Annotated in this window: 16 protein-coding genes; 5 read left to right on the top strand and 11 right to left on the bottom strand. The window is 76.0% G+C overall.

What is annotated here, in order from left to right:
- Positions 1–269 precede the first annotated feature (269 nt).
- The 7 genes from ACGFS9_RS02745 to ACGFS9_RS02715 form a co-directional block, all read right to left on the bottom strand.
- Positions 270–1,385 (bottom strand): ADP-ribosylglycohydrolase family protein, encoded by a 1,116-nt coding sequence (locus ACGFS9_RS02745; RefSeq protein WP_393250066.1) that lies wholly within the window; start codon positions 1,383–1,385, stop codon positions 270–272.
- Positions 1,386–1,537: 152 nt separating this feature from the next.
- Positions 1,538–2,212 carry a DUF4097 family beta strand repeat-containing protein gene (locus tag ACGFS9_RS02740; protein WP_393250064.1) on the bottom strand — a complete coding sequence of 225 codons (675 nt, stop codon included), beginning with the start codon at positions 2,210–2,212 and terminating at the stop codon, positions 1,538–1,540.
- A gap of 309 nt (positions 2,213–2,521) precedes the next feature.
- The gene (locus ACGFS9_RS02735; RefSeq protein ID WP_393250511.1) at positions 2,522–4,636 is read right to left on the bottom strand and encodes a LamG domain-containing protein; all 2,115 of its coding nucleotides are present in this window, start codon (positions 4,634–4,636) and stop codon (positions 2,522–2,524) included.
- A 131-nt stretch (positions 4,637–4,767) separates the two neighbouring features.
- Entirely contained in the window at positions 4,768–7,353 is a 2,586-nt protein-coding gene (locus ACGFS9_RS02730; RefSeq protein ID WP_393250062.1) for a bifunctional FO biosynthesis protein CofGH, read from the bottom strand.
- Positions 7,354–7,640: 287 nt separating this feature from the next.
- Positions 7,641–8,426: a TetR/AcrR family transcriptional regulator gene (locus ACGFS9_RS02725; protein WP_393250060.1), complete on the bottom strand. Its 786-nt coding sequence runs from the start codon at positions 8,424–8,426 to the stop codon at positions 7,641–7,643.
- Positions 8,427–8,506: 80 nt separating this feature from the next.
- A complete protein-coding gene (locus ACGFS9_RS02720) occupies positions 8,507–8,764 on the bottom strand; it encodes a hypothetical protein (protein ID WP_393250058.1) in 258 nt (85 codons plus the stop codon).
- Positions 8,765–8,886: 122 nt separating this feature from the next.
- On the bottom strand, positions 8,887–9,654 hold the full coding sequence (locus tag ACGFS9_RS02715) for an SDR family oxidoreductase (RefSeq protein WP_393250056.1): 768 nt from the start codon (positions 9,652–9,654) through the stop codon (positions 8,887–8,889).
- A gap of 671 nt (positions 9,655–10,325) precedes the next feature.
- Between ACGFS9_RS02715 and ACGFS9_RS02710 the strand changes: the two genes are divergently transcribed.
- Both ACGFS9_RS02710 and ACGFS9_RS02705 read left to right on the top strand, forming a co-directional pair.
- Positions 10,326–13,283: a BTAD domain-containing putative transcriptional regulator gene (locus ACGFS9_RS02710; protein WP_393250054.1), complete on the top strand. Its 2,958-nt coding sequence runs from the start codon at positions 10,326–10,328 to the stop codon at positions 13,281–13,283.
- 233 nt (positions 13,284–13,516) lie between these two features.
- The gene (locus ACGFS9_RS02705; RefSeq protein WP_393250052.1) at positions 13,517–13,696 is read left to right on the top strand and encodes a hypothetical protein; all 180 of its coding nucleotides are present in this window, start codon (positions 13,517–13,519) and stop codon (positions 13,694–13,696) included.
- Positions 13,697–13,923: 227 nt separating this feature from the next.
- Here ACGFS9_RS02705 and ACGFS9_RS02700 read toward each other — a convergent pair whose 3' ends face one another.
- The 3 genes from ACGFS9_RS02700 to ACGFS9_RS02690 form a co-directional block, all read right to left on the bottom strand.
- Positions 13,924–14,532: a hypothetical protein gene (locus ACGFS9_RS02700; protein WP_393250050.1), complete on the bottom strand. Its 609-nt coding sequence runs from the start codon at positions 14,530–14,532 to the stop codon at positions 13,924–13,926.
- Positions 14,533–14,591: 59 nt separating this feature from the next.
- On the bottom strand, positions 14,592–16,910 hold the full coding sequence (locus ACGFS9_RS02695) for a PQQ-binding-like beta-propeller repeat protein (protein ID WP_393250048.1): 2,319 nt from the start codon (positions 16,908–16,910) through the stop codon (positions 14,592–14,594).
- A 284-nt stretch (positions 16,911–17,194) separates the two neighbouring features.
- A complete protein-coding gene (locus ACGFS9_RS02690; RefSeq protein WP_393250046.1) occupies positions 17,195–17,956 on the bottom strand; it encodes a VOC family protein in 762 nt (253 codons plus the stop codon).
- Between the two features lie 170 nt (positions 17,957–18,126).
- On the opposite strand from ACGFS9_RS02690, the gene ACGFS9_RS02685 reads away from it, so the two are divergent.
- Both ACGFS9_RS02685 and ACGFS9_RS02680 read left to right on the top strand, forming a co-directional pair.
- On the top strand, positions 18,127–18,762 hold the full coding sequence (locus ACGFS9_RS02685) for a TetR family transcriptional regulator (RefSeq protein ID WP_393250509.1): 636 nt from the start codon (positions 18,127–18,129) through the stop codon (positions 18,760–18,762).
- Between the two features lie 644 nt (positions 18,763–19,406).
- The gene (locus tag ACGFS9_RS02680) at positions 19,407–20,063 is read left to right on the top strand and encodes a pyridoxal 5'-phosphate synthase (RefSeq protein ID WP_393250044.1); all 657 of its coding nucleotides are present in this window, start codon (positions 19,407–19,409) and stop codon (positions 20,061–20,063) included.
- A 129-nt stretch (positions 20,064–20,192) separates the two neighbouring features.
- Here the strand turns inward: ACGFS9_RS02680 and ACGFS9_RS02675 are convergent, their stop codons facing one another.
- Complete coding sequence (locus ACGFS9_RS02675; protein ID WP_393250042.1) at positions 20,193–20,798, bottom strand: GNAT family N-acetyltransferase; 606 nt, start codon at positions 20,796–20,798, stop codon at positions 20,193–20,195.
- A 650-nt stretch (positions 20,799–21,448) separates the two neighbouring features.
- On the opposite strand from ACGFS9_RS02675, the gene ACGFS9_RS02670 reads away from it, so the two are divergent.
- Positions 21,449–22,681, top strand: coding sequence for a flavin-containing monooxygenase (locus ACGFS9_RS02670; RefSeq protein ID WP_393250040.1), 1,233 nt, complete (start codon positions 21,449–21,451; stop codon positions 22,679–22,681).
- Positions 22,682–22,683: the final 2 nt, after the last annotated feature.

The raw sequence follows: 22,683 nt of genomic DNA, 5'->3' as shown, positions 1-22,683 counted from the left end.
GACGGCCCGGCCCGCCCGTCCGCGCCCGGGCTGCGCGGCGGGTGCGTCGTCGCCGGCCCCGCCCGCGTCCCCCGTGCGGCGCGGGAAGCCCGAGGCGGGACGACGGTCCGCCGTGGGAAGCCCGAGGCGGACGACGGTCCGGCCGGCGCCCGCCCGGCCACCGAGCCGGAGGCGGCGGGACGACGGTCACGGAGCGACCGGACCACCCGCCCGGCCGCCCCTCCGGACCACCCACCCGGCCGCCCCTCCGGGCCGGCCGCTCGGCCCGCTCAGGCCCGGGGGTAGCGGGCGAGCCAGCCCGGGGAGGAGCCCGCGGGACCGTGCAGGGCGGGGCCCTGCGTCATCTCCATCGCGAAGTCGTCCGCGAGCACCAGCACCGAGGGCCTGCCCTCCAGTTCGGCCAGCCAGGCCGGCGGGAGCGCGGTCTCGCCGTGCAGGGCGCCCAGCAGTCCCCCGGTGAGGGCTCCGGTCGCGGCGGACGGGCCTCCGTGGTTCACGGCGAGGCACAGCCCGTGCCGGACGTCGTCGCCGACCAGGACGCAGTACACGGCGGCGGCGAGCAGTTCCTCGGCGCCGCCGTCCCCGGCGAGTTCCCCGACCCGGCCGGGCGACGGCATCCCCTGCCGCACGGCGCCCAGGGCGTGCCGGAGGGCGTCGGCGACCGGCTGCTGCCCCGGACGGCCCGCGAGGAGCGCGAGCGCCTGCTGCACGGCCGCGTCGAGGCTCTCGCCGCGGGCGAGCGCGTGCACCACGACGGCGTACGCGCCCGCGGACAGGTAGGCGGCGGGATGCCCGTGGGTCTGCGCGGCGCACTCGACGGCGAGTTGCATCACGAGGTGCGGCTCCCAGCCGACGAGCAGACCGAAGGGCGCGGAGCGGGCGACGGCCTCCGGGCCGCGCTCGCCCGGGTTCTTCGGGGCGTCCAGCGTGCCCATGATGGCGTCGCCGAGGCCGAGCAGACACGGTCTGGCGGGGTCGCGGCGGGCGTACAGCCACTCCTCGCGGGCCAGCCAGCCGTCGTCCTTGCGGCGCTCGTCGGGCCCCCAGTCGCTCTGGGTGGCCGCCCAGCGGCGGTAGGCGCGGTGCACGTCGGTGGGCGGGTGCCAGGCCCCGGTGTCCCGGCGCACCTGCGCGCGGATCAGTCCGTCGACGCCGAAGAGGGTGAGCTGGGTGAGGTGGGTGACGGCGCCCCGCCGGCCGTACGCGGGGGCCAGGTCGACGAGTCCCTCGGCGCCGTGCGCCTCCCGGATCTGCTCCAGCGCGAGCCGGTCGACGGGGGCGCCCAGGGCGTCGCCGACGGCCGCGCCGAGCAGGGTCCCGCGCACCCGGCTGCGGAAGTCCTGCTGTTCGGCGCGTCCCCAGACGGCACCGGCTGTCGCACCCACCGAGACCTCCCCAGGCACCGTCCGCACGTCCGACAGCTCAGCACTGTAATCGAACGGGAACGGTCGGTTGAGGGTCCGGCCCCGGCGCCGAGGGGGCGGCAGGCGCGCTCCGGGCACCGCCGGAGGACGCCGCCGCAGGACGCCGCCGCCGTTCAGTTGCTGCGCGCGGTGATGTCGCCGTAGGCGGTGGTCGCGTGGATCGCGAGGCCGGCGGCGGCACCCGCGGTGTTGGTCAGGGCGTTGTCGACCCGCCCGTACCCGGTGCCGGCGTCGAGGGTGGCGGAGACGCCGGGCGCGGCGCCGACGGTGATGTGGCCGGCCTCGGTGCGCAGGGAGACGGTGCCGCGGGTGGCCTCGGCGACGGTCAGGTCGCCCTTGCGGGTGCTGATCTCCGCGGGGCCGCCCAGCCGGCGCACGGTGATATCGCCGGCGAGGAGGGTGATGCGGGCGCTGCCGGCCTCGTCGAGCGTGACGGTGCCCTGGGCGGCGTCGAGAGTGACGTCGCCGAGGCGTCCGGTGCCGCTGATGTCGGCGGCGGCCGTCCGCGCCTCGACGTGGGAGCCGGCGGGAAGGCGGACGGTGACGTCGACGGCCCCGGAGTCCGTCCCCGTGAGGCGGCTGCCCGCCTCCGCGGCCTCGACGCGCAGCACTCCGTCGGAGCAGCTGACGTCGATCCGCTCGGCGGCCTTCACGTCGGCGCCCTTGGAGGGGTCGGCGGGCAGGATCTCGACGCCGGTGTCGGTGCCGTCGGCGGCGACGAGGCGGACGTGGCCGGCCGGGATCGCGAGGACGGCGGAGATCGGGGCGGGAGTGGCGAACTTCTGCATCGTGATTCCTTCGTCTCGTTGTTTCTGACACCACAAACGCTACGTTGCATTCACACTTCAGGCAACCATGCCGTTGCGCAATATCAGCATTACGCCAGCTAGATGCAGCAAATTCATTGCAACGGAAAAGGACATAACGCAACGAAGGTCGTTCGGGCCATTGCAACCAGATGTCGGTGAACGCTCCGCGCGCCGGCCGGGGAGGCGGCAGGCGCACGACGGCCCGCAGGAGCGGGACTCCTGCGGGCCGTCGGAGCGGCGCGCGGCCGGAACTCCGGATTCAGGGACCGCCGCGTGCGGGCGGTCGGGTCAGCACAGGCAGGGGTCCGTACCGTGGCCCAGGCCGATGACGTCCTTGTCCCGGAGCGCACCGGCGTACGCCTGCAACTCGTCCACGTCCCCGTGCAGGTACTCGCCCCAGCCGTCGCCGACCGTGGCCCGGCCGATCTGGAGGGCGCCGGCGCTGTGCCAGCCGTTCGCGAAGACGGCGGTGGCCTCTGTACCGGCCTGCCCGTCGGCGTACAACCTGATCGTGTCGGCGCCGTCGTCGTAGACCACGGCGAGGCGGTGGCCCGGTCCCTGGCCGCCGTCCGCGGCCACGACCTGCGACACCACCGTCTCGGGTGCGCCCGCCTCGTCCCGCACCGGCATGACGAGCTGCCAGGCGTGGCCGGAGGGTTCGTACCGCACGGTGAAGGCGTCCGTGTGCTCGCCGGCCTGCGACAGCACGGCCATCGGATGCGCGGGCGCGGAGTCCGCGAGCCGCACGACGACGCCGACCGTGAAGCTGTCCCCGGTGTCGACGACCGGCCCGGCGGTGGCGGCGTACCCGCTCTCACCGTCCAGACGCAGATGTCCGTCGCCGACCAGCGCCGGCGGCACGTAGGTGCAGTCCGGATCGATCTCCGGGATGCACGAGCCGTCCGAGCCGCGGTGGATCGTCGCACCGGCGGCGAGCCGCAACGGCGGGCCGTCCGACTGCTCCGGGCTCACGCCGTCCGTCGCGGTCTCCACGGACCAGTGGCCGAGCAGCTTCGGCGTGCGCCGCGCCAGTTCGGTGATCTCGTCCGGCACCACGACCCTGTCGTGGACCCGGACGTCTCCGACCTCGCCGTGCCACCGGTCGCGGTAGCCGGCGGCGCCCCGGGCGCGGCCGATCTGGAAGGCGCCGGTCGTCTCGGCGGGCGACGCCTGCGCCGCGGTGCCGGTCCGGTGGCCGTTGACGTAGAGCCGTGCCGTTCCGGTCTCCGCGTCGTAGAGGCCCAGCAGGTGGGCCCATTCGCCGGTCTCCGGCGCGCCGCCCGTGACCCGGGCGCCGCCGATCGCGAACGACCAGACCGGGCCGGAGTCCTGGGACCGCAGGCCAAGGGTGAAACCGGGCTTGCCGGCGGCGGTGTCCTGGCTGGCGACCGTCATGGTCCGGCCCGTCTCGGCGGGCCGCACCCAGGCGCTCACCGCAAAGGACGTGCGGAGGTCGACGGCCGGGACGTCCGGCGTGAGGAATCCGTGGCCGCTGCCGTCGAGGGAGACCGCGGCGGTGGCCTCGGTACCCGCGGGGGCCGGGCCGCCGAAGGTCACCCCGATGCCCGCGCGGGCCGCATCGCCCGCGACCGCGGCGGCGGACCGGGACCCGGCCGGGTCGTCGAGCTTCCAGCGGGCCACGGGGGCGCGGCCCGCCTTGACGTTGAACTCGTACCGAGTCTCGCCACTGCTGCGTCCGGCCCTGTCGATCGCGCGGACCGTCAGCGCCTTGGGACCGGACGTGAGCGGCAGGTACGGCAGGGTGACCGCCGCGCCCGGACGCTCCGCCGCGGCCGTCCCGTTCGGGCCGCCCAGGAAGCCGTAGGCGTAGGCGACGACGTCGTCCGAGGGCGAGTCCACCGTGAAGTGGCCGTAGACACCGACCCCGTCGACCCAGAAGGCGTCATCGGGGGTCGGGTACTCGGGCGAGGTGACGCCGGCCTTCTCGGGGTTCACGTCGTCGTACACGAACGAGCAGACGGAGCCGTCGCCCTCGTCGCTCCACGCGGAGGTCGCCGTGCCGTCGTCGGCGCGCACGTGCCAGGAGACGACGGTGTCCGCCGGGATCTCCGACGGCAGGGTCCAGTACTGCGGGGACCCCGAACCGGCGGCCGTGGTGGTGTGGGTGCGACGCTGCTCGACCCCTTGCGCGTCGGTCCACCATGCCTCGAACTCAGCGGTGACCGGGCTGTATTCGGACGGCTGGTTGTCCTCCTCCGGGTCGTACAGGACGGCGTCGAGCCGCGGCGGCGTCGCCACGTACACCGTGTCGTCGCCGGTGGCGCAGGCCTTGCCGCCGGTCCGCAGGTCCTGGACGAGCGGCTGCCGGGGCGGCAGGTTCTCCACCGCGCTCGCCGTGCCGGCGGTACCCGCCAGCAGCGCCGCCGCGCAGCCGGCCACCACCAGCCGTCTGCGTCTGCCGACCCTTCGGACTGTGTTCACGTGCTCCACCCCTGTCAGCTTCGGAAGCCCGCGGATCACACGGGCGGCTCGAAGCTAACAGGGGGCACCGACACCGACGAACGGGTTTGCTGTCACTCCAACACCGGCAGCAGCTCCGGCAGATGGCCGTCCGAGGCCGCCGCCGCCCGGCGGCGCTCCTCGGGGACCTCGCCGTAGGTCGTCGTGCGGGCCCTGGCCGGGCGGCCCGCCGCCTCCGCGATCGCGACGAGGTCCCCGACCGACTTGTAGGAGCCGTAGGCGGAGCCCGCCATGCGGGAGATGGTCTCCTCCATCAGGGTGCCGCCGAGGTCGTTGGCCCCGGAGCGGAGCATCTCGGCCGCGCCCTCGGTGCCGAGCTTGACCCAACTGGTCTGGATGTTGGGGATGTGCGGGTGCAGCAGCAGGCGGGCCATCGCCACGACCGCGCGGTTGTCGCGGGTCGTGGGGCCGGGGCGCGCGATGCCGGCCAGGTAGACGGGGGCGTTGGTGTGGATGAAGGGGAGGGTGACGAACTCGGTGAAGCCGCCCGTCTCCTGCTGGATGCGGGCGAGCGTGCGCAGGTGGCCGAGCCAGTGGCGGGGCTGGTCGACGTGGCCGTACATCATCGTGGAGGAGGAGCGGATGCCGAGTTCGTGGGCCGTGGTGACGACCTCGATCCAGGTCGCCGCGGGCAGCTTGCCCTTCGTCAGGACCCAGCGGACCTCGTCGTCGAGGATCTCCGCGGCGGTGCCCGGGATGGTGTCCAGGCCCGCCTCCCCGGCGGCGGTCAGCCACTCGCGGATGGACAGCCCGGTGCGGGTCGCGCCGTTCACCACCTCCATCGGCGAGAAGGCGTGGACGTGCATGCCGGGGACGCGTTCCTTGACCGCGCGGGCGATGTCGAAGTAGGCCGTGCCCGGCAGGTCGGGGTGGATGCCGCCCTGCATGCACACCTCGACCGCGCCGACGTCCCACGCCTGGGCGGCGCGGTCCGCGACCTGCTCCAGGGACAGCGTGTAGGCGTCGGCGTCGGTGCGGCGCTGGGCGAAAGCGCAGAAACGGCAGCCGGTGTAGCAGACGTTGGTGAAGTTGATGTTGCGGGTGACGATGTAGGTGACGTCGTCGCCGACCGCGGCCCGTCGGACGTCGTCGGCGATACGGCACAGGGCGTCCAGCGCCGGCCCGTCGGCGTGCAGCAGGGCGAGCGCGTCGTCGTCGGTCAGCTTCGTGGGGTCGTCGGCGGCGGTCGCCAGCGCGGTGCGGACGTCGGTGTCGATGCGCGAGGGCACCATGCCGGGGGCCGCCGCCTCGCGCAGCGACTCCCAGTCGCCGTACACCGCGTCGAAGTCCGCGCGGCGGTCGCCGGTGCGGCCCTCGGTGTCGATGGTGCGGTGCAGGTCGGTGCGGCCGGTCGCGGTGAACGCCTCCTCGGGCTCCTGCCAGGGCCGGCCGGTGACGACCGCGTCCGGCAGCGCGAGGCCGGTCTCCGGGTCGGCGAGCGCGCGCACGTGCGGCAGCAGGCGCGGGTCCAGCCAGGGCTCGCCGCGCCGCACGAACTCGGGGTAGACGCAGAGGCGTTCGCGCAGGTCGAAGCCCGCGGCGGCGGACTGCTCGCGCAGCACGTCGATCTGCGGCCAGGGGCGTTCGGGGTTGACGTGGTCGATGGTCAGCGGCGACACCCCGCCCCAGTCGTCGATGCCGGCGCCGATGAGCCGCGCGTACGCGCTGTCGACGAGGTTGGGCGGCGCCTGGAGGCAGGCGGCCGGGCCCATGATGAGCCGGGCGACGGCGACGGCGGCGACCAGCTCGTCCAGTTCCGCGTCCGGCGCCGCGCGCATGGCGGTGTCCGGCTTGGCGCGGAAGTTCTGGATGATCAGTTCCTGGATGCCGTGGTGGGCGCGGGAGACGCGGCGCAGCGCGAACAGCGAGTCCGCGCGCTCCTCGTAGGTCTCGCCGATGCCGATGAGCAGTCCGCTGGTGAACGGGACGGAGGAGCGGCCGGCGTCCTCCAGGACCCGCAGCCGGACCGCGGGCTCCTTGTCGGGGGAGCCGTGGTGGGGGCCGCCGGGCTCGGACCACAGCCGGGTCGCGGTGGTCTCCAGCATCATGCCCATCGACGGTGCGACGGGCTTGAGCCGCTGGAAGTCGGTCCAGGACAGGACCCCCGGGTTGAGGTGGGGCAGCAGGCCCGTCTCCTCCAGGATGCGGATCGAGATGGCCCGGACGTAGGCGATCGTGTCGTCGTAGCCGTGCGCGTCCAGCCACGCGCGGGCCTCGGGCCAGCGGTCCTCGGGCTGGTCGCCGAGGGTGATCAGCGCTTCCTTGCAGCCGAGTGCGGCGCCCCGGCGCGCGATGTCGAGGACCTCGTCGGGGGACATGAACATCCCCTGGCCGGCCCGGCGCAGCTTGCCGGGGACGGTGACGAAGGTGCAGTAGTGGCAGGTGTCGCGGCAGAGCCGGGTGAGCGGGACGAAGACGCTCTTGGAGTAGGTGATGACCCCGGGCCGGCCCGCCGCGTCCAGGCCCGCGTCCCGCACCCGGGCGGCGGAGGCGGCCAGGTCGTCGAGGTCGTGGCCGCGGGCCTGGAGCAGCACCGCGGCCTCGGTCGCGTCGAGCGCGACGCCGTCCCGCGCGCGTTTGAGCGCGCGCCGCATGGAGTTCGCCGTCGGCCCGGATCCGGGAGTCGCGGAGGTCGTCATCCCCCGAGCATACGATCGCGCTGATCAGGGGTTCCCGGGCGCGGCCGGATCGGGCGGCCGGGCGGGCCGTTCACGAGCCGCCCCGGTCCGCTCACCGTCCCGTGCACCGCCGTTCACGGCCGGAGGCCACCGTGAAGGGCCGGGGGCCGGGACCGACGGGGCGCTTCGGAGCCGCGTCGCGGGGAGCAGCCGTATGGGCGGGGACGAGTCCGGGACGGGGATGGCGCGGCGGGCCCTGTTCGCGACGGGACCGGCCGCCGGTCCCCTGCCGGGCGCGCCGGCCGCGGTCACGCGTCCGATCCTCCTCGGTCGGGCCCGGTAGGACGGCCGGCCCCGGGAGCGGGTCCGGCCGCCGGTCGGGGGGTGTTGGAGAGGCGTTCCAGCCACTCGCCGAGGAGGGCGGACTCCCCCGCCGAGAAGTCGGGTGCGGGGCTCTGCCGCAGCAGCGCGCCGAGGCGGGTGGCGGTGGCGGGGACGCCGGGGGCCGCGGGGTCGGGGGCGGCGGCCTGTGGCCCTTCGGTCGCGGTCGCGTCGGGGGTGAAGACGACGGCGTGCACGGCGTCCCGGACCCGGCGCGACAGCGAGGGGTCGGTGAAGGTCGCCGGACGGGACACCGCCATCAGGCAGACCCCGACATTGGCGGACATGATCATCTGGGCGGCCAGTTCGGGCGTCAGCCGCAGTTTGCCCTGCTCGGCGGCGCGGCGCAGGTCGTCGGTGAGGATGCGGTGCGACTCCAGCGCCGCGGCGGGCGGGGTACGCATCGCCGGGGAGTTCATCAGGCGGTAGAGGTTGGGGTTGGCCAGGGCGAACCCGGTGTGGCTGTCCCAGCCGTCGCGCAGGTCCTGGACGGGGTCGCTGCCGGGGGCGCGCCGCCGCTTGCTCGCCAGGTACCGCTCCCAGCCGTGGTCGACGACCGCCGACAGCAGGCCCTCCTTGTCGCCGAAGTGGCGGTAGAGGGCCGGGGCGCCGACGCCGGCGGCCTCGCAGACCGCCCGGGTCGACACGTCCCCGTCGGGGGACCGCGCCACCAGGTCGGCCGCCACTTCGAGGATGCGCGCTCTGGTACTCACGGAGGTGACGCTAGCCGAGGCCGGCCCGTGCTCCGGCACCGAGCCGCTCCCGGCGGCCGGGGTGCCGCGCGGCCCGCCCCTCACACCGTCACCGGGAGCGGAGCCGCTCCGGCGGCGAGGCCGACGCGGGTGCGGAACGCGGCACGGACCCGGTCCGCGGCGGCGGCGGACGCGGCCGGTCCGTCGGCCGCGGGATCGGCGTACCCCTGGAGGGGCCGCCCGGCGGGGATGCCGGTGTCGCGTGGGGCGCGGGCGGGGGCGGCCTGCTCCCCCGGCGCGCCGGGGCGTTCCCCGGGGCGGCGGCCGGCGGCCGGCGGTCGGTCGGCGCAGTGGCTCACGGCAGGGCTCCTGGACGTGGCCGGGGCGGGCCGGAGGGCCCCCCGGGGCCGGACGCCGGGCGGGCGGGACGGCCCGACGGCTCGCGGGGCGGTGGGCAGTGGGCGGTGGGCGGTGGGGGAGGTCAGGCGATGCCGCCGTTGGCGCGCAGCACCTGGCCGTTGACCCAGCGGCCGTCGGGGCCCGTGAGGAAGGCGACGGCGGCGGCGATGTCCTCCGGCGTGCCGAGCCGTTCGAGCGGGGGCTGGGCCGCCATCCGACGGATCGTCTCCTCGTCCTTGCCGTCGAGGAACAGCGCGGTGGCGGTCGGGCCGGGGGCCACGGCGTTCACGGTGATGTCCCGGCCGCGCAGTTCCCGGGCGAGGATCAGGGTGACGGCCTCGACGGCGCCCTTGGTGGCGGCGTACGCGGAGTAGCCGGGCAGGGCGAGGGCCAGCACGGAGCTGGAGAAGTTGACGATCGCGCCGCCCGCGCGCAGCCGGCGTGCGGCCTGCTGGTCCACGACGAACGTGCCGCGGACGTTGGTGCGGTGCATCCGGTCCAGCGCGTCGAGGTCGAGGGCGACGAGCGGGGCCAGCGTCATCACGCCGGCCGCGTGCACCACCGCGTCGACACCGCCCCAGGTCTGCTCGGCGGCGTCGAAGAGGGCGGCGACCTCGCTCTCCTCGGCGACGTCGGCCCGGAAGGCGACGGCCTGTCCGCCCGCCGCGCCGATCGCCGCGACGGCCTTGTCCGCCTCGGCCGCGTCGCCCGCGTAATTGACGACGACGGCGTATCCCTCGCGGGCCAGGCGTTCGGCGGTCGCGCGGCCGATGCCGCGGGAGCCGCCGGTGACGATCGCGACGCGCGGCGCGTCGGCGGACCGTCCGGTCGCGGGGTTCTGGGCGTTCATGGCGTTGCTCCTTGTCCCGTGGGAGGGGTAACGGCGTTCACCGCCCCGGCGATAGCAACGCTAACACCATAGCGTTATCAACGCTACCCACCCGAGAGGAGCCGGTCGCCGCACCCCCGGCCGGCCCGGGTCGGCGCGGGCCGCCGGCCGTCCTCGCCTCGCTCGCGCGCCGCGCCCCGCCGTCCCGTCCGCGCGGTGCCGCGGAACCGCCTTCCAGCGGCCCGGTCGGACCCGGCGACACCCCGGTCGCGGCGGCGGCCCGCCCCGGCCGTCGCTGCACCCGGACCGCCTCGGCACCCCCATCGCGGCCCCGGGACCACCCCGCCCCGGCCGGACGACCGCCCGTGCCCCGCCGCGAGGGGTGCGGCGCACGGAACCCGACCCGGCGAGCCCCGACCCGCGCCGGACGGCCCGTCACGGCCCCGCACCGTCGGCGATCGCGCTGATGACGCTCCGTCAATTCTGTTGCCAGGACGCCCTGTACCGCCGCTACCGGGGCGGGGACCGCGCACCGAGCAGCGCCGATGGCGCCGGACGGGTGCGGAGGCGGCGTGAGGGTCCGGTGCGGCACCCGTGCCCCACCCTGTGATCGCCGTCTCGCACGGCTGACGCATCCCCCGAGAACAAGGCAAACTGGCCTCGTTGTACTGACGTTCGGCAGGGGGACAGCGATGGACGGTGTGCCGCGGGTACCGGAGCAGCGGCGCCCGGGTTCGAAGGAGCCCGCCGCGTTGCGTTTCGGCGTGCTCGGACCGGTGCGCGCGTGGCTCGGCGACGAGGCGCTGCCGGCCGGGTCCCCGCAGCAGCGCGCGCTGCTGGCAGCGCTCCTGCTGCGCGAGGGGCGCACGGCCACGGCCGCCGAACTCATCGACGCCCTGTGGGGTGACGAACCGCCCTCCCAGGCGCTGGCGGCCCTGCGGACGTACGCTTCCCGGCTGCGCAAGGCGCTCGGCCCCGAGGTGCTGGTCAGCGAGTCCGGCGGCTACGCCATCCGCTCCCTGGGCGAGGGAGCCCTGGACCACACCCGCGCCCTGGAGCTCGCCGGCCTCGCCGACAAGGCGCGCGCCGAGGGCGATCTGCCGCGCGCCCGCGACCTGTTGCGCACCACCCTGGCCCTGTGGGACGGCGAACCGCTCGCCTCCATCCCCGGGCCCTACGCCGAGACGCAGCGGGCCCGGCTGGAGGAGTGGCGCCTGCAACTCCTCGAAGCACGGCTCGACATGGACCTGGAGCAGGGCTGCCACGCGGAGGCCGTCTCCGAACTCACCGCGCTCACCGCGGCGCACCCGCTGCGCGAGCGGCTGCGCGAGCTGCTCATGCTGGCCCTGTACCGCTCCGGCCGGCAGGCCGAGGCGCTCGCCGTGTTCGCCGACACCCGCCGCCTGCTCGCCGACGAGCTGGGGGTGGACCCCCGCCCGGGCCTGCGCGAGCTCCAGCAGCGCATCCTCCAGGCCGACCCCGGTCTGGCGGAGCCCTCCGCCCCGGCGGCGGAACCGGCGCCGGCCCCGGTCCGGCCGGCCCAACTCCCGGCCACCGTGACCGACTTCACCGGCCGTGCCGCCTTCGTCCGGGAGCTGAGCGACGTGCTCGCCGCCGCCTCCTCCGAGGAGGGGCGCGTCATGGCGGTGTCCGCGCTGGCGGGCATCGGCGGCGTCGGCAAGACGACCCTCGCGGTGCACGTGGCGCACCAGGCGCGCGGCGCCTTCCCCGACGGACAGCTGTACGTCGACCTCCAGGGAGCCGGATCGCGGGCCGCCGAACCGGAGGCGGTGCTCGGCTCCTTCCTGCGGGCCCTCGGCACACCGGACACCGCGGTCCCCGACTCGCTGGAGGAGCGCTCGGCGCTCTACCGCTCCGTCCTCGACGGCCGGCGCGTCCTCGTCCTGCTCGACAACGCCCGGGACGCCGCCCAGGTGCGCCCGCTGCTGCCCGGCACCGAGGGCTGCGCCGCGCTGGTGACCTCGCGGATACGGATGGTCGGCCTCGCCGGGGCGCACCTCGTCGACCTCGACGTGATGTCCCCCGAGGAGGCGCTCCAGCTCTTCACGAAGATCGTCGGAGACGAACGGGTCGCCTCCGAGCGGGAGGCGGCGCTCGACGTGGTCGCCGCGTGCGGGTTCCTGCCGCTGGCGATCCGCATCGCGGCGTCCCGGCTCGCCGCGCGGCGCACCTGGACGGTGTCGGTGCTCGCGGCGAAGCTCGCCGACGAGCGGCGCCGGCTGGACGAACTCCAGGCCGGCGACCTGGCCGTGAAGGCCACCTTCGAACTCGGCTACGGCCAGCTGGAGCCCGCCCAGGCCCGCGCCTTCCGCCTGCTGGGCCTGGCCGACGGCCCCGACATCTCCCTCGCCGCCGCGGCGGCCGTGCTCGACCTCCCGGCCGAGGACACCGAGGACCTCCTGGAGTCGCTGGTCGACACCTCGCTCCTGGAGTCCGCCGCCCCCGGCCGCTACCGCTACCACGACCTCGTCCGCCTGTACGCGCGCGCCTGCGCCGAACGCGACGAGCACCCCCCGACGGAGCGGGCGGCGGCGATGTCGCGGCTGCTGGACTTCTACCTCGCGACGGCGGCCGGGGTCTACGCCCTGGAGCGGCCCGGGGACCGGCTGGTGGACCATCTGGAGCCGACCCGCACCGCGGGCCTCGCCTTCGCCGACCGCAAGGCATCCTGGGACTGGCTGTACTCGGAGGCCGTCCCCCTGCTGGCCTGCGTGCGGCAGTCGGCCACCGGGCCGACGCTGCGCCGCGCCATCGACCTGCTGTGGGCGGCGGTCGACCTGGCCGAGTCCGGCGCCAACTCCAAGGAGTACGAGGCGGCCGCCGCCGCCCTGCGGGACGCGGCGCGCACGGCGGCCGACACCCGGGCCGAGGGGCGGGCGGGGGTGGTGCTGAGCAACGCCCTGCTGTTCTCCGGCGTGTTCGACCAGGCGTACAGGGAGGCCAAGCAGGCTCTGCGGTCCGCCGAGGCGTCCGAGGACCCGCTGCCCTGCTGCTGGGCGGCGAACATCCTCGGCAGCATCGCCTTCTACCAGAAGCGCTACACCGACGCCGAGGCGTATTTCAGCCGCGCCATCGAGGAGTTCCGCGGCTGCGGGGACCTGGCCGGCTCGGCCAGCCCGCTGTGCAACCTGTCGCGCCTGCACCTCGCCACGGGCCGCGCCGACAGCGCCGTCGTCCTCGCGGGCCAGGGGACGGAGATCTACGAGACGCTCGGCCATTCCCTGCGGGTGGCCAACGGCCGGTACGCGCTCGGCATGGCGCTGGGCAAGAGCGGCCGGCACGCCGACGCCACCGCCGAACTGGAGGAGGCGCTGCGGGTCTTCCGGGACAGCCGCCAGCGGCTCTGGGAGGGGATGGCGCTGTGCCGGCTCGCCGAGGTCGACCTCGACGCCCGCACGCCGGCCCGCGCGGCGAGCAACGCGGAGATGGCGCTCACCGTGCTGCGCGGCATCGGCGGCGAGTGGCGCCGGGGCAACGTGCTGACCGTGCTGGGCAAGTCGCTGAACGGAATCGGCCAGCCGGGGCGGGCGCAGGTGTGCTGGCGCGAGGCCCTGGAGATCTACGAGAAGCTGGACTCCCCGGAGGCCGCGGAGGTCCGCACGCTGCTGACTCCGGTCGCCGCGGCGTAGCCGGCCGCCGGCGCCGGGGCCGGGCGCAGCGGTCGTTCATCGTTCGTTTATCGCCGACCGGCAGTCTCTGTCGTGTCGATCCGTCGCGTCGGGGGGCAGACGGACCGCCGCCAGTGGTCGCCGAACTCGCAGTCTAGGGTGGGCGACCCGAGTGGCCCGCCCGGCCGTCCTCGGGGGAATGGCCGGGCGGGCCCCGTAGTCCCAGAATGAGCCACCAAAGGGGAGGCAGCACCATGAGCGAGACCCGGAAGACGATCGCCGAGCCCGACAACACCCACGTCACCGGTGGTGAGGACGGCGAGGAGATCACGCCGCTGAACACCCATGTGACGAGCAGCCCGATCAAGCCGCTCGGCACGACGGACGGCGAGGCGACGCCGGACAACACCCACGTGACGGACAACCCCGCCTAGGACCGCACCACACGGGGAAGGGCCGCGGCGGCGCGGAGGGGGAGCCGCCGCGGCCGACGTGTGCCCGGGGGCCGGCCGAGGGACCGAGAGGCGTCCCGGGGCCGGCCCCCGGGCCGCGGTGTGCCGGGGAGGGGCGGCGCGTGCTCGTGCGGCCGGCACCCACGGCTCTCCGGCCGTTCGCGGCCCGCCGGCCCGGGGGTCCCGGACGCGCGGGGCGCGGGCCGCGGTCAGCGGTCGGCGACGGCCCGCCGGTCGACGGCGCAGCGGTCGATGCGGTCCACGGCCCCGGTGGAGGCGGCGGCCACCCGGAGGTTCTTCCTGCCGTTCGCCGGCACCCGCACCTGGCCGGTCGTCTCGGCCAGGGTCGAGCCGGCCGCGTCCTCGTAGTCCACCGTGACCGTGAAGAGGGCCTCGCGCCCGTTGGGGTTGGCGACCTCGACGGTGGTGTACGGATCGTCCGGGTCGGCGCAGGTCACGAGCACCGCGGTGCCGTCCTTCGGCGGCCGGGCCGTGCCGGTGGCGGAGGCGGTGGAGCGGTGGGTGGGCCGGGAGCGGTACGTACCGCCGGTGCTCGTCCCCGAGCCGTAGGGGTCGGCGGACGAGCCGCCGTAGGGGTCGCGGGACGCGCTCCCGCCGTACGAGCCGCCGCCCGACGAAGACGACGAGGACGAACTGTCGTGGTCCTGGCGGGAGTTGCTGCATCCGCCGCCGCTGCTGTGGTGGTGGCTGCGGCTCTTGTGGCCGCGGCCCGTGGAGAAACCGGTCAGTGCCAGCACCACCGCCGCCGACACCGCCGTGAACCTGAGAAACCTGAGTGTGCGCCCCCGCGTGTACATGCCGACACCCTACCCAGGGCGGCCGGGCGCACTCCGGTACGGGGCGCGCCCGGCCGGCCTCAGGCGGTCCGGGCCGTGCCGGTCCCCTTCTCCGCGTCCAGCGCGTACACGCAGCGGTCCTTGCTGCACGCGTACACGACACCGTCCCGGACCACCGGGGCGCCGGTGATCTCGCCGCCGGTCGCGAGCTTCCAGCGGAGCCGGCCGTCGTCGGCCTTGAGGGTGTACAGCAGGTGGTCCGTCGAACCGAAGTGGATTCGGCCCTCGGCGACGGCCGGAGCTCCGACCAGGTCGCCGCCGGCCTGGAAGCGCCACTTGGGCGTGCCGGTCACCGCGTCCAGCGTGTACAGCCCCCGGCCGCTGCCCACGTGGACGTGGCCCGCCGCGACGAGGACCGGGTCGATCGAGGCGCGCGCCTCGGTGGCGATGCGCCAGCGGTCGCGGCCGTCGGTGGCGTCCAGCGCGTACACCGTGCCCAGGTAGTCGGCCAGGTAGACGCCGCCGCCCGTCACCGCGGGGCCCGGCGCGAAGGCGGGCGGGCTGAGGAACACCGCCGGAGCCTCGAAGTGCCAGCGCACCCGGCCGGACGCCACGTCCACCGCGAGGACGCGGGTACCGGCGGAGATGTACGCGTAGCCGTCGGGGGCGGGGGTGATCCGCACCGGTACGCCGCCGCAGGAGGCCGCGTCGCCGATGGGGTAGGACCAGCGCTCCTCGCCCGTCCGGGCGTCCACCGCGCGCAGCCGGGCGTCCTTCCACACGTACACCGTGCCGTCGTGGACGGCGGGGCCGGCCTCCGGGGACTCGAAGTCCGTCTGCGCCCCGGTGATCTCCCACAGCTTCCGCCCCGTCGACGCCTCCCACGCCTGGACGCCGCCGCCGCGGGTGCCGGTGACGACCGTGCCCCGGTCGGCCTTCAGCGAGTACACCCAGGCGTCCGTGGACAGCCGCCACAGGTCGGTGCCCTCGCGGGCGTCGAGCGCGAACAGCGTCGGCCCGTCGGAGGCGTGGATGCGGCCGTCCGCGACGGCCGTCGACCAGGCCACGTCCCGCGTCTTGAAGCGGCGGCGGCCGGTGGCGACGTCCAGGGCGTGGACCTCGAACGAGGTGACGTAGACGAGGTCGCCGGCCACCGACGGGGTGCCCCAGACGTCGTTCGACATGCGGAAACGCCAGGGGCGCCAGCCGGCGGGCGCCTCGGCCGGGGCGGCGGGCGGGGCGACGGTGGGCGCGGGGTCGGCGCCGTTCACCCCGGCGCGCGGCCGGGACCAGGACGCGGCGAGACCGGCCTCCGGCGGGGGCGCCTGCACGGCCGCGGCCCGCGCGTCGGCGACCCGCGGGCCGGGGCCGATGGGCACCTTGCCGCCCGCGAGGCGCACCGGCCCGGTGTCGGGGGCGCCGACGGGCACCGGCGGCTGCGAGGGGGGCGGCGGCACGGCCGGCCGGCCGCCACGCCCCGCGGTGGCGGGCCGCACCGACGGACGGCCGCCGCGGCGCGTCTCGATCAGGCCCACCGCCCGCTCGGGCAGCCACGCCGAGGCCGTCCCGCTGTCGTCGGAGCCGGAGCCGAAGAGGTGCGGGGCGAGCTGGGCCTGGAGATCGGCGGGGTTGGGGCGGGCCGTGGCGTCCATCTGCATGCAGGACTCGATCAGCGGGCGCAGTTCGTCGGGCAGCCCCGCCAGGTCCGGCCCCTCGCGCAGCAGCATGAACACCGTCTCGACCGGGTTGGCGCCGTGGAAGGGCGCGTGTCCGGTCGCGGCGAACACGAGCATCGAGCCGAGCGAGAAGACGTCGCTCGCGCCGGTCACGCTGCGCGAGTCCTTGGCCTGCTCGGGCGACATGTACGCGGGGGTGCCGACCGCGACGTTCGTCATGGTCAGCCGGGTGTTCGACACCCCGGACGCGATGCCGAAGTCGATCACCCGCGGTCCGTCCTCGACGACCAGCACGTTCGACGGCTTCAGGTCGCGGTGGACGAGCCCCGCGCCGTGGATCGACTGGAGCGCCTCCGCGACGCCCGCCGCGAGCCAGCGCACCGCCTGGGCCGGGAGCGGCCCGCACTCGTTCACTATTTCCTCGAGCGAGGGGGCGGGGACGTAGGCGGTGGCGAGCCAGGGCACCGCGGCGCGCGCGTCGGCGTCGACCACGGCCGCCGTGTAGAAGCCGGAGACGGCGCGGGCCGCCTCGACCTCGCGCGAGAAACGGACCCGGAAGAGCTGGTCCTCGGCGAGTTCCGTCCGGACGGTCTTGATCGCCACGCGCCGCCCGGAGGCCGACCGCGCGAGATAGACCAGCCCCATGCCGCCGGCACCCAGCCGTCCCAGCACCTCGAACGGCCCGATCCGCCGCGGATCGTGCTGCGTCAGCTGATCCACCACTTGCCTGCCACCTCCCCGTACGGGTCGCGTCGTCCACGAGTGAACGCGACCCAGTGCAGCGTCTCACCACCGCACCGCCGCGGCGGCACGCACCCCGATTCTTCCTGGCCGAGCCACAGGTTGCGAACCCGGTTACGGATCGGGATGTCTCCGGACAAAACACCCGGCCGGGCGGGGAGGCGGGCGGTCCGGCGCGGCGCATCGCGGCCGAATGACGCCCCTCACCGGGGAGGCACCCGTTCGGACGCGCCCCTCACCCGCGGCCGGCGGCGCCGGGGACCGCGTCAGCGTTCGAGGACGGCGAACGAGGCGCCCTGGTTGTCGGTGACCACGGCCACCCGTCCGTAGGACGCCTCGAAGGGCGGCACCTGGACCCGGCCGCCGAGCCGGCCCACGCTGCGCAGCGCCTCCTCGCAGTCGCCGACCCCGAAGTGCACGAGGAAGTGGGGCGGCATCTCGGCGGGGAAGACGCCGGTGACCGGGACGCGGCCGAAGTCGGGGGTCGCGTCGGGGCCGAACAGCGCGTCGTGGAAGAGGGTGCCGTAGAAGCGGTCGACGGTCGCGGTGTCCCGGGCGTACAGCTCGGCCCAGCAGAAGGTGCCGCGTGCGTGGCGGCGGCCGAACCCGGCGTGGCCGTCGGCCTGCCAGAGGCCGAGGACGGCGCCCTCCGGGTCGGTGACGAGGGCGGCGCTGCCCAGGGGGCCGGAGGGGCCGGCCAGCCCGGTGGGCGCGGTGATGATCCCGCCGCCCGCCGCCGTGACGCGCCGGCACAGGGCCCGGACGTCCGGCGTCGCGAAGTACACCGTCCACACGGTCGGCATGCGGCCGTCGGTCTTCGGGGTGAGCCCGGCGACCGGAGCGCCGTCGCGTTCGGCGAGGACCATGGGCAGCGCCGCCGCCTCCGGCCCGGCCGGCTCCGCCGGCCGCGGGAACGTCCAGCCGAACAGCTCGCCGTAGAAGCGCTTGCCCGCCTCCACGTCGGGCAGCTGGGCGTCGACCCAGCAGGGCACGCCCTCGGGGAAGGCGGCAGGGGCATTTTCGGCCATGGGCTCAAGCTAACGGGCCCGCCCGCATCCCGCAGAGCGGGCGCATCCGCGCCGGTGACACCCCTCGGACGCACCGTCGCGGGCCCGGCTCCAAGGGGCCGCACCCCATTTGCAGTCGGCCGAATCGCGCTCCGATCACCCCTCGGTAAGCTGACGGCATGACAGGACAAGTGCGTACCGTCGACGGTCGCGTGGCCGGACGGCGTGGTCAGGCGACCCGGCAGAAGCTGCTCGACTGCCTCAGCGAGATGCTCAGCTCCTCGCCCTACCGGGATGTCAAAGTCATCGACGTCGCCCGGAAGGCGGGCACGTCCCCGGCGACCTTCTACCAGTACTTTCCGGACGTCGAGGGAGCCGTCCTGGAGATCGCCGAGCGCATGGCCGCCGAGGGCGCCGGCCTCACCCAGCTCCTCGAAGGACGCTCCTGGGTGGGCAAGGCCGGCTGGCAGACCGCGCAGGAACTCGTGGACGGCGTCCTGGAGTTCTGGCGGAAGAACGACGCGATCCTGCGCGTGGTCGACCTCGGCGCGGCCGAGGGCGACAAGCGGTTCTCCAAGCTCCGCCTGAAGATCCTCAACTCCGTGAACAACTCGCTCGCCGACTCGGTGGCCGACCTCCAGGCGAAGGGCAGGGTCGACAAGGACGTCAACCCGGCCGCCGTGGCCGGGTCGCTCGTCGCCATGCTCTCCGCGGTCGCCTCGCACCAGAAGGGCTTCCAGACGTGGGGCGTCAAGCAGGCCGAACTCCGGCCCAACCTCGCGCTGTTGGTGTATCTGGGTGTCACCGGGAAGAAGCCGACGAAGTAGCCCGTCCGCTTCCCTGCGCCCCACTTCCTGTCAGGCGGGCGGCAGTTCGCTCCGGAGCATCGCTCCGGCCGGCTGCCGCCCGCTGCGCTGCCAGGGCCGGGCCGGGTGCCGCCGGGGCCGGGCCGGGTGCCGCCGGGGCCGCGCTCCGCCCCGGCCGTCGCGCCCCGGGACTCCCGGGCCCGAGGGACGCCACCGGCCCTGCCGCGCCGCGGGCCCGCCCCTCCCCCGCCGCCGGGGCCGCCGCCCCGGCCGGCCCCGCTCCCGCGCCGCGCACCTCCCCACCCGCCGGTCCCGGCCGCGCGGGCCCGCCGTCGACGAGGCGTACACCCTCGGCGGCGAGCAACACCCTCGGCGGCGAGCACGGCGGCCCGTCGGCCCGGCCCCCGGACCCGCGGAGCCCCTTCAGCCCGGCCCCCGGACCCGCGGAGCCCGTTCCGCCCGGCGGAGGGGCGGAGCCCGTTCCGCCCGTGCGGCGGACGCCGGGCGCGGTAGCGGGAGGCGTACTGGATGCGCCGGCGCGGCCCCCGTCCCCGGCGCACGGTGGCGTCCGGCGCGGACGGCCGGTGCCGCCCGGCGGACGCGGTGGCGCCGCCCCGGGCCGGAGGGGCACCCCGCGGCGCGGGCCCGGAGCGATACTCGACCGCATGGAACCGGATCTTCACGAGCTGCTGAGGTCGCTGCGGGTGTGGGACACCGAGCTGCCGGACTTCGACCCGGGGCGGGCCCCGGCGGACCCGCTGGAGCTGTTCGCCCACTGGCTCGCCCAGGCCGCGGCGGCGGGACAGACCGAGCCGCACACCATGGCGCTGGCGACCTCCGACGAGGACGGCCTGCCCGACGTCCGCACGGTGATGCTGCACGGCGCGGACGAACACGGCTGGGCGTTCGCCACCCACGCGACGAGCCGCAAGGGCCGCCAGCTCGCCGCCCGCCCGCACGCCGCGCTCGGCTTCTACTGGCCCGCGCAGGGGCGCCAGGTCCGGGTCCGGGGCCCGGTCGGCGTCGCCTCCGCCGAGGAGAGCCTGCGTGATCTGCACGCCCGCTCCACCGGGGCGCTGGCCGCCGCTCTGGTGGGCCGGCAGAGCGAGGTGCTGCCCTCCCTGACGGACCTGGAGCGCGCCTCGGACGCCGCCTGGCGGCAGGCCGAGCGGTCCCCGGACGCCCCGGCCCCCACCTGGACCCTGTACCGGCTCCGCCCGGAGGAGGTGGAGTTCTTCCAGGGCGACGCCCGCCGCCGGCACGTACGGCTCGTCTACCGCCGCACCACCGGGGGGTGGGCCCGCGAGCTGCTGTGGCCGTGAGGCGCGCGCGGGTGCGCGGGGCGGCGGCGCCCGGTCCCGGCCCCGGCCGCCGCCGCCCGTTCGCCGGGCGCCCGGAGTTCCCGGAGGGGCAGTGGGTCCCGGCGGGGCAGCGGGTCCCGCCGGGGGTCCTCACTCCGCGGGGGCGGGCTCCGGGTCGCTTCTCACCCGGCCGTGCAGGTGGACGTCCCGGAACGCGTCGCGGCGGCCCTCCTCGAACATCGCCCCGCGCAGGGTCCCCTCGGCACGGAACCCGCACCGCTCGGCGACCCGGCAGGACACCGCGTGACCGACGGCGTGGCCGAGGTCGAGGCGGTTCAGGGCGAGGCCGGTGAAGCCGTAGCGGGCGGCGAGGGTCAGCGCGCGGGTGGCGACCGCGCGGCCCCGCGCCTCCGGGAGGACCCAGTAGCCGACGCGGGCGCAGCTCATGACGTGGTCGATCTCGTTGAGACCGATGTGGCCGAGCGCCGCGCCGCCCTCCGCGTCGGTGACGCAGAACGAGACGGCGCTGCCGTCGGCCGCGCCCGCGAGCCGGGCCCGCAGCGACCGCCGGGCGTCGTCGATGCCGTGGACGGGGCGCAGCGGGGTGTTCCAGCGCCGGAACTCCGGATCGGTCAGGCCGCGCAGGTAGGCCGCGACGTCGGCGTCGGACTCCGCGTCCCAGGCGCGCAGCCGCAGTCCGAGCCCGGTCAGCTCGGGGAAGGGGCGGACGGCGAACTGCTCGTGGACCTCGGCCATCCAGCCATTGAAACCCCTGCGTCCCCTCCGGTCACGTCCTGGACCGCCCCGGCCGGGGACGCGGACGCCCGGAGGACGGGCGGATGCCCGGAGGACGGGGGCACCCGAGCGCGACGCGCCCTGCGGGCCGCCCCCGATCCGCAGGTCCTCCGGCGCGCACCCGTCCTCCTCGGCCGCCGACCGCGCCTCCACGGCGCGGTCGGCGGCGACGACGACGGCGGGAACCCGGTGCGCGAGGGCGCCGGGCCGATTCGGGGGCCGCGCTCACAGGGCCACACCCCGCCCACCGGCATGACGATGCGTCACATCCCGTACGGGAAGCGCCCGTACGCGAGGTGACCGGCCCGGTCCCCTCAGGTCGCGGACCCTCCGGCCGGGGGCGCGAGCGGCCGCTCCGGGCGGGCCGCCGCGGCAGAACCGGCGGGCCGCCGACCGCGCCGGGCCCGCGCACCGGACGGCGGACGCCCCTCCTCCCGTGTCCGGCGCGCGCCTCCCGCCGGGGCCCGACCGGACACCGGCCGCCGGTCCCGCCGTGACGAGGCGGCCTACGCCAACGGCCGCGCCCCGCCTCCCCAGTCGTGATCAGTTCGCAACCCGATTCCGGTCTTGACCGAGACCTATCAACCGAAGTCGTGATTACGCTCGCGCACATGGCCGACTCCACTGCTTCCACGACATCCCGCCCGGTGCCCTCCCACGAGGACCGCCCGGTGTACGTGATCGGAGGCGGCCCGGGAGGACTCGCCGTGGCCCACGCGCTGCGCGCGCGGGGCGTCCGGGCCGTGGTGCTGGAGAAGTCGGACCGGATCGGGGCGTCCTGGCGGCAGCACTACGACCGGCTGCACCTGCACACCACCCGGCGCCTCTCGGCGCTCCCGGGACTCGCCATGCCCCGCCGGTTCGGCCGCTGGGTGTCGCGCGACGACGTGGTGCGCTACCTGGAGAAGTACGCCGAGCACCACCGGCTGGAGATCGTCACCGGCGTCGAGGTCTCCCGCGTCGAGCCCGCCCCCGGCGGCGACGGCTGGCTGCTGCGCGCGACCGGCGGCCGGGAGCTGACCGGCAGCGCCGTGGTGGTCGCCACCGGGCACAACCACACCCCGCGCGTCCCCCGCTGGCCCGGCCGCGACACCTACACCGGCGAGCTGCTGCACGCCCGGGCGTACCGCGCCCCCGGGCCGTACGCGGGCCGCGACGTGCTCGTCGTCGGCGCCGGCAACACCGGTGCCGAGATCGCCGTGGACCTGGTGGAGGGCGGAGCCGCGCGCGTCCGGCTCTCGGTGCGCACGGCCCCCCACATCGTCCGGCGCTCCACGGCGGGCTGGGCCGCGCAGTACACGGGCATCGCGGTACGCCGTCTGCCGGTCCGCATGGTGGACGCGCTGGCCCGCCCGCTGGAGCGGCTGACCGTGCCCGACCTCTCGGCCCAGGGCCTGCCCCGGCCCGGCACCGGGCTCTACTCCCGGGTGGGCCAGGGCGCGATCCCGGTCCAGGACGTCGGTCTCGTGGACGCCGTCCGCACGGGGAAGGTCGAGGTCGTGGCGGCGGTGGAGGGCTTCGAGGACGGCAAGGCGCTGCTCGCGGACGGCACCCGCATCGCCCCGGACACCGTGATCGCCGCGACCGGGTACGAGCGGGCGCTGGAGGACCTCGTGGGGCACCTCGGCGTGCTCGACGAACGCGGACGTCCGGCGGTGCACGGCGCCCGCACCCCGAAGAACGCGCCCGGCCTGTACTTCACCGGGTTCACCAACCCGATCAGCGGCATGTTCCGCGAACTCGCCCTGGACGCCGAGAAGATCGCCAAGGCGGTCGCCCGGCGCGCGGCCCGGCGGCGGGGCGCGGCGGGCGGAGCCGCGGCCCCGTCGGGCACCGCGGGCTGAGG

Source organism: Streptomyces sp. NPDC048566 (assembly GCF_043199735.1).
Classification (GTDB): Bacteria; Actinomycetota; Actinomycetes; order Streptomycetales; family Streptomycetaceae; genus Streptomyces.
This window is presented reverse-complemented; position numbering and strand designations above follow the sequence as displayed.